This window comes from Polaromonas sp. (assembly GCF_049790275.1).
In the GTDB taxonomy this organism is placed as follows: Bacteria; Pseudomonadota; Gammaproteobacteria; order Burkholderiales; family Burkholderiaceae_C; genus Polaromonas.
The window spans coordinates 1-6,070 of sequence record NZ_JBAQYR010000019.1 but is presented as its reverse complement, the minus strand read 5'-3'; the positions used below and the strand labels follow the sequence as shown (position 1 = coordinate 6,070).

Annotated in this window: 6 protein-coding genes; 3 read left to right on the top strand and 3 right to left on the bottom strand. The window is 63.4% G+C overall.

What is annotated here, in order from left to right; all coding sequences use genetic code 11:
* The first annotated feature begins 162 nt into the window (after positions 1-162).
* Together WA904_RS02840 and WA904_RS02835 are read left to right on the top strand one after the other, a co-directional pair.
* On the top strand, positions 163-1,191 hold the full coding sequence (locus WA904_RS02840) for a DUF58 domain-containing protein (RefSeq protein ID WP_425195611.1): 1,029 nt from the start codon (positions 163-165) through the stop codon (positions 1,189-1,191).
* A 39-nt stretch (positions 1,192-1,230) separates the two neighbouring features.
* Positions 1,231-2,274 carry a VWA domain-containing protein gene (locus tag WA904_RS02835; protein WP_425195612.1) on the top strand — a complete coding sequence of 348 codons (1,044 nt, stop codon included), beginning with the start codon at positions 1,231-1,233 and terminating at the stop codon, positions 2,272-2,274.
* Positions 2,275-2,322: 48 nt separating this feature from the next.
* On the opposite strand, the gene WA904_RS02830 is transcribed toward WA904_RS02835, so the two are convergent.
* From WA904_RS02830 to WA904_RS02820, 3 genes are all read right to left on the bottom strand, one after another.
* Positions 2,323-2,760, bottom strand: coding sequence for a hypothetical protein (locus WA904_RS02830; protein ID WP_425195610.1), 438 nt, complete (start codon positions 2,758-2,760; stop codon positions 2,323-2,325).
* Positions 2,761-2,787: 27 nt separating this feature from the next.
* Positions 2,788-3,471 carry a lipoprotein-releasing ABC transporter ATP-binding protein LolD gene (gene lolD / locus WA904_RS02825; RefSeq protein ID WP_425195609.1) on the bottom strand — a complete coding sequence of 228 codons (684 nt, stop codon included), beginning with the start codon at positions 3,469-3,471 and terminating at the stop codon, positions 2,788-2,790.
* A gap of 155 nt (positions 3,472-3,626) precedes the next feature.
* Positions 3,627-4,883: a lipoprotein-releasing ABC transporter permease subunit gene (locus WA904_RS02820; RefSeq protein ID WP_425195608.1), complete on the bottom strand. Its 1,257-nt coding sequence runs from the start codon at positions 4,881-4,883 to the stop codon at positions 3,627-3,629.
* 98 nt (positions 4,884-4,981) lie between these two features.
* Between WA904_RS02820 and WA904_RS02815 the strand changes: the two genes are divergently transcribed.
* Entirely contained in the window at positions 4,982-6,049 is a 1,068-nt protein-coding gene (locus tag WA904_RS02815; protein WP_425195607.1) for a hypothetical protein, read from the top strand.
* Positions 6,050-6,070 lie beyond the last annotated feature (21 nt).

The window sequence follows — 6,070 nt, the reverse complement described above, 5'->3', positions numbered from 1 at the left end:
GCGTGTAGCTCCCTGCCCCCCGAGGGGGCGCTGCGCCTGCGGGCCGGCAAAGCCGGACCCGCGGCCCCGGCTGGCCTGAATCAAGGTCCGCGCTCGCGCGATTCCGATTCCGTTCGTCCTGAGCTTGTCGAGAGATGCCCTATGCGGGGCAACTGACCGGTCATGAAAAACTGGTTTCGCAAATCTGCTCAACCCCAGGCCGAAGCGCCCATCCAGGCATCGGCGGCTCCGGCGCAGCCTGGCGCCGCGGCGGGTGCCGAACATGTGCTGCGCCGCCTGGAATGGACGGTGCTGCGCCGGCTCGACGGCCTGCTGCAGGGTGACTACCGTACGCTGATGCGCGGCACCGGCATGGACCTGGCCGACCTGCGCGAATACCAGCACCATGACGACGTGCGCCACATCGACTGGAATGTCACGGCGCGTCTGCAGTCGCCGCATGTACGTGTCTTCACCGAAGACCGCGAGATGGCCAGTTGGTTCCTGCTGGACCTGAGCCCCTCGGTCGATTTCGGTTCGGGCAGCCAGCGCAAAAGCCAGGTCTCCAGCGAATTTGTCGCAGTGCTGGCCCGCGTGCTGACGCGCCACGGCAACCGTGTCGGCGCCATGCTGTACGGCACTGGTGTGGACACCGTGCTTCCTGCACGCGGCGGCCGCGCGCATGTGTTGCGCCTGCTGCACACCATGCAGGCGCGCCCCGAACCCACCGGAACTGCACCCACACGCCTGGACGATTTGCTGCGTTCCGCCGCCCAGTTTCTGCGCCGCCGCTCGACCGTGTTTGTGGTGTCCGACTTCATCAGCGAGCCTGGCTGGGAAAAAACGCTGGGCCAACTGGCGCAGCGCCATGAAGTGGTCGCCGTGCGCCTGCTCGACCCGCTCGAGCTCGAACTGCCCGACCTCGGCCTGATACCGATACGCGACGCAGAAACCGGTGAGCAGTTGCTGGTCGACACCCACGATGCCGGGTTTCGCAAACGCTTCGCCCGCATTGCCGCGCAGCGCGAAGCCGATCTGCGCCAGGCCCTGGCGCAAGCCGGTGTGGACACGCTGGAGCTGGCCACCGACGGCGACCTGGTCGATGCCATCATGCGTTTTACCGAACTGCGCAAGCGTCGCGGCCAGGCCTCGGGTGCAGCCGGCAGAAACGGCCGGGGCAAGCTGCCCGGCCATCTCAAGGCGGCCGCCTGAGCGCGGCACACCCAGGAGAGTTTTTCCATGAACCCGCCCATGACCTTTCTCTGGCCCCAGTTTCTCTGGCTGATGCTGGCCCTGCCGCTGCTGGTCGCTGTGTATGTGTGGCTGCTGCGCCGCAAGAAGAAAATGGCGCTGCGTTATGCGAGCCTGTCCATCGTGCGCGAAGCCATGGGCGCGGGGCAAAGTTTCCGGCGCCACATTCCGCCCCTGCTTTTCCTGCTGGCCATGGCGGCCATGCTGCTGGCTGCGGCACGCCCCTTTGCCGTGGTCACCCTGCCCTCGCAGCACGAAACCATCATCCTCGCGATGGACGTGTCGGGCAGCATGCGCGCCACCGATGTGCAGCCGAACCGCTTGGTGGCGTCACAAAATGCGGCCAAGGCCTTCCTGGCCGACCTGCCGCGCAGCGTGCGGGTCGGCATCGTCGCTTTTGCCGGTACCGCCTCTGTGGTGCAGTCGCCCACCCTGAGCCGGGAAGACCTGGTCACGGCCATCGACAAGTTCCAGCTGCAGCGTGCCACCGCCATCGGCAACGCCATCGTTGTTTCGCTGGCCGAGCTGTTTCCGGATGCGGGCATCGATCTGGCCTCGCTGACCTATGGCCGCAACCGTACCAGCGGCATAGCGATCGACCAGGCCCCGAAAGAGCCGAAGAAGGAATTCGTTCCGGTCGCCCCGGGCTCCTACACCTCGGCGGCCGTCATCCTGCTGACGGATGGCCAGCGCACCACCGGCGTCGACTCCATGGAAGCTGCCAAGATGGCGGCCGATCGCGGCGTGCGTGTCTACACCGTGGGCGTGGGCACGGTGGACGGCGAAACCATCGGGTTTGAAGGCTGGTCCATGCGCGTCAGGCTGGACGAGGAAACCCTCAAGGCCATCGCCACCCAGACCCAGGCCGAATACTTTTATGCCGGCACGGCGGCGGACCTGAAAAAGGTTTATGAAACGCTGAGCTCGCGCCTGACGGTCGAGAAAAAAGAGACTGAAATTTCCGGCCTGCTGGCTTTGGCCGCGGCGCTGCTGGCGCTGATGTCTGCTTCGCTGTCGCTGTTGTGGTTTAACCGGATTCTTTGAAGCCGCTCTTTTGACACTTTGAAAAGAGGCACTAGCTGCCTTACCAAGTCATCGCTGGCGACGCAAGGCCATCCGGAACACTCTTTTTAAGCCTATCCACGTGACCCATACGCCGAGACCACCCACAAAATAGCCCAACTCCCGGCAATAGCCCCAAGACTGGATTGCGAGAAAAAACTGCTCGCGGAGCTTTCGTGATCGGCTTGAAGTTAAACCTTCGCAGGACTGCGAAACAGCCGCTTCGACACCCATAGACGCAATCCAGATTCCCAGCGACATGCAAAGCAGGGCAAATCCCCATCTTTGACTGCGGGGGTTGAGGAGGGTCGTCTCGAAGTAAGCCCCATACCATATCAATCCGAGACCCAGCAGCATCAAATCAACAATGGCAAATCCAAGCAGGCTAGAAGGAAAACTGCGTGTGATGAGAAAGAGATTGGCCAAAGTTCCGATCACCAGAAGCAACGACAGAAACAACCACCTCATGCCGCGATCAACATAGGAAAAGCGGGCTCATTCCCGCTCGGAGAGACGCCCCTCCACCAGTCTGAACCGCCTTTCACAACGCGCTGCCAGTGACTCGTCATGGGTCACCATCACAAAAGCCGTGCCGTGTTCGCGCGCGAGCTGCAGCATCAGCTCGAACACGCCGTCGGCGGTGGTCCGGTCCAGGTTGCCCGTGGGTTCATCGGCCAGCACGCAGGCCGGCCGGGTGACGAGCGCACGCGCAATCGCCACGCGCTGGCGCTCGCCGCCGGAGAGTTCGGCGGGACGGTGGTGAACGCGGTCCTTCAGGCCCACACTGGCCAGCATGCTGGCGGCGGTCTGTGCGGCTTTCTCGCGGTCGTCACGCCGTATCCACAAAGGCATGGCGACGTTGTCGAGCGCGCTGAACTCGGGCAGCAGGTGGTGGAACTGGTAGACAAAACCCAGGTGCCGGTTGCGCAGCTCGCCCTGTTCGGCCGCCGACAGCGACGAGAGGCGCTGGCCCTGGAGTTCAACCTGCCCGCTAGTCGGTGCGTCCAGGCCCCCCATCAAATGCAGCAAGGTGCTTTTACCCGAACCCGAGGCGCCGACAATCGCCAGCGTCTCACCGGCGTGCACCTGCAGGTCCACGCCATGCAACACGGTCAGGTCGATCGGGCCTTCGTGGAAACGTTTGGTCAGGCCTTGAGCTTTGAGCACCACATCACTCATAGGAAGCACCCAAAAAGAGTTTCAGAAATTCGGTGCCCGGGATGCAGGGCAAGGCGCCCGGAGCGCAGGACACCGGAATGCACTTAGGTGCATGAGGATTCCGAGCACCGCGCAACGCAGCCATGCGCCCGGACATCGGATTTATGAAATTCTTTTCATTCATATCTCAGGGCCTCTGCGGGATTAACGCGGCTGGCACGCCAGCTCGGATAGATGGTGGCCAGGAAAGCCAGCACCAGCGCAATGACGGCAATCGGCATGATGTCGGCGTATTGCGGGTCGCTTGGCATGCGGCTGATCAGGTAAATGTCCTTGGGCAAAAAGCTGGCATTCAGCAGTTGCTCGAGCGCCGGCACGATCACGTCGATGTTCAGCGCAATGCCCAGGCCCAGCAGCAGCCCCGAAAACGTGCCGATGACACCCACCATGGCGCCCTGCACCATGAACACACCCATGATGCTTTTCGGGCTGGCACCCAGGGTTCGCAGGATGGCGATGTCGGCGCGCTTGTCGGTCACCGTCATGACCAGCGTGCTGACCAGGTTGAAGGCCGCGACCGCAACGATCAGTGTCAGGATGATGAACATCATGCGTTTTTCGAGCTGCACGGCGGCAAACCAGGTCCGGTTCTGCCGTGTCCAGTCGCGAATCAGCAGGTCGCCGCTCAGGGTGCGCGACAGCTCGGCCGCCACCTCGCGCGCCTGGTGCAGGTCCTGGAGCTTGATGCGTATGCCGGTCGGGCCTTCCAGCCGGAAAATCCGGGCAGCATCGTCCTGGTGCAGCATGACCAGCGCCGAGTCGTATTCAAAGTGGCCGGAGTCGAAAGTGCCGACCACCGTCATCTGCTTGAGCCGCGGCACCACGCCCGCCGGGGTGACCTGGCCGCTTGGGGCAATCAGCGTCACGGAATCCCCTTCACGCACTCCCAATGCACGTGCCAGCTCACCTCCGAGCACCACGCCGAACTGGCCAGACACCAGGCGGGGTAGCGCCGTGTCTTTCAGATCCACCGCCAGGTCGGTGACCTCGCCTTCATGTGCCGGGTCGATGCCGCGCACGATGGCGCCCTTCATGTCCTCGCCGCGCGCCAGCAGGGCCTGCGCAGAAATAAAACTGGCGGCGCCGATGACGTTGGGGTTCTGCCTGATTTCGGCCAGGGTTTTCTGCACATCGGGCAGCGCGGCGCCGTTGGGCGCAAACACCTCGATATGCGAAATCACGCCCAGCATGCGGTCACGCACTTCCTTCTGGAAACCGTTCATCACGCTGAGCACAATGATCAATGCCGCCACCCCCAGCGCGATGCCCAGCATGGAGACGCCCGAGATGAAGGAAATAAACCCGTTGCGCCGTGTGGCACGGCCCGCGCGGGTGTAGCGCCAGCCCAAAATCAGTTCGTAGGGAATTTGCATGAAGCGATTGTGGCATCAGCCGGGGGACCCGCTGTACAACGCCCGCCGCGCTTGAGGGCGTTATGCCGAGGGCTCCTGCAATCCCGGACAATAGGCGTATGCCCGATTCCCTCTCTCCGCCCCAGCACCACTGGGTACTGCCGTTAGCCGCCTGTGTCTCCGACGAATGGCTGCCCACCGTGAAGGCCATGCCTTCCACAAGTTTTCGTAACTTCGGCAAACTGTTGCAGGGCATGAAAGAGGTTCACAGCGACCGCGGCAATGTGTATTCACTCTCGCCCCCGCACGAACGTGTGCTGGCCCGCGCACTGGGCCTGCCCGCGACCGACGGCCTGATCCCCTGGGCCGCCTGGCAACAGCTGCAGGCCGGTGGGGTGCGGGACAGCAAGGCCTGGGCCCACATCACACCCTGCCACTGGGCCATGGGCCGCGAACACGCCACCATGACCGACCCGGCCGCGCTTGGCCTGCAGGAAGGCGAATCGCGCACCCTGCTCGCGGCCATGCAGCCCTACTTCGAGACCTACGGCATCACGCTGCACTATTCGGAACCGACACGCTGGCTGGCCGAAGGCGAGCTGTTTCGCGACCTGCCCAGTGCGTCACTGGACCGCGTACTGGGCCGCAATGTGGCGCCTTGGCTGCCTGGTGCCGGCATGGGGCCTCCCGGAGAATTTTCCGTCGGACCGCCTCAAGCGAAATCGACCCTGAAAGGAAGTGGCGAGACCCACGAAGTGGCGCACGTGGGCGCTACCGCCATGCGACTGCTACAGAACGAGATGCAGATGCTGCTTTACACGCATTCGGTCAACGATGCGCGTGCGGCCAGCAGGCAGGCCACCGTCAACTCGTTCTGGATCAGCGGCAGCGGTGCCTTGCCCGAGAATTTCAGCCCCAGGCCACAACCCGATGTCACCGTCTCGCGCAGCCTGGCACAGGCGGCGTTCAACGACGACTGGGTCGCCTACGCGCAAGCCTGGGCAGCACTCGATGCCGGCGAAGCGGCTCGCCTGCTTGCCTTGCAGCAAGGCGGCAACACCGTCCGGCTGAGCCTGTGCGGCGAACGCCATGCCCTGACCTTCGAAACCGCCAAAACCGGGATTTTCTCCAGAATGACCAAGCTTTTTGGCCAGCAGCCCTTGTCAGCTGTGCTGGAGCAGCTATGAAAATAATAGTACGTGAAGCAC

Bases quoted from the DNA above. Each gene is read 5' to 3' on its own strand.
- WA904_RS02840 (WP_425195611.1), top strand. From the start codon at position 163: ATGAAAAACTGGTTTCGCAAATCTGCTCAACCCCAGGCCGAAGCGCCC.
- WA904_RS02835 (WP_425195612.1), top strand. From the start codon at position 1,231: ATGACCTTTCTCTGGCCCCAGTTTCTCTGGCTGATGCTGGCCCTGCCG.
- WA904_RS02830 (WP_425195610.1), bottom strand. From the start codon at position 2,760: ATGAGGTGGTTGTTTCTGTCGTTGCTTCTGGTGATCGGAACTTTGGCC.
- lolD (WP_425195609.1), bottom strand. From the start codon at position 3,471: ATGAGTGATGTGGTGCTCAAAGCTCAAGGCCTGACCAAACGTTTCCAC.
- WA904_RS02820 (WP_425195608.1), bottom strand. From the start codon at position 4,883: ATGCAAATTCCCTACGAACTGATTTTGGGCTGGCGCTACACCCGCGCG.
- WA904_RS02815 (WP_425195607.1), top strand. From the start codon at position 4,982: ATGCCCGATTCCCTCTCTCCGCCCCAGCACCACTGGGTACTGCCGTTA.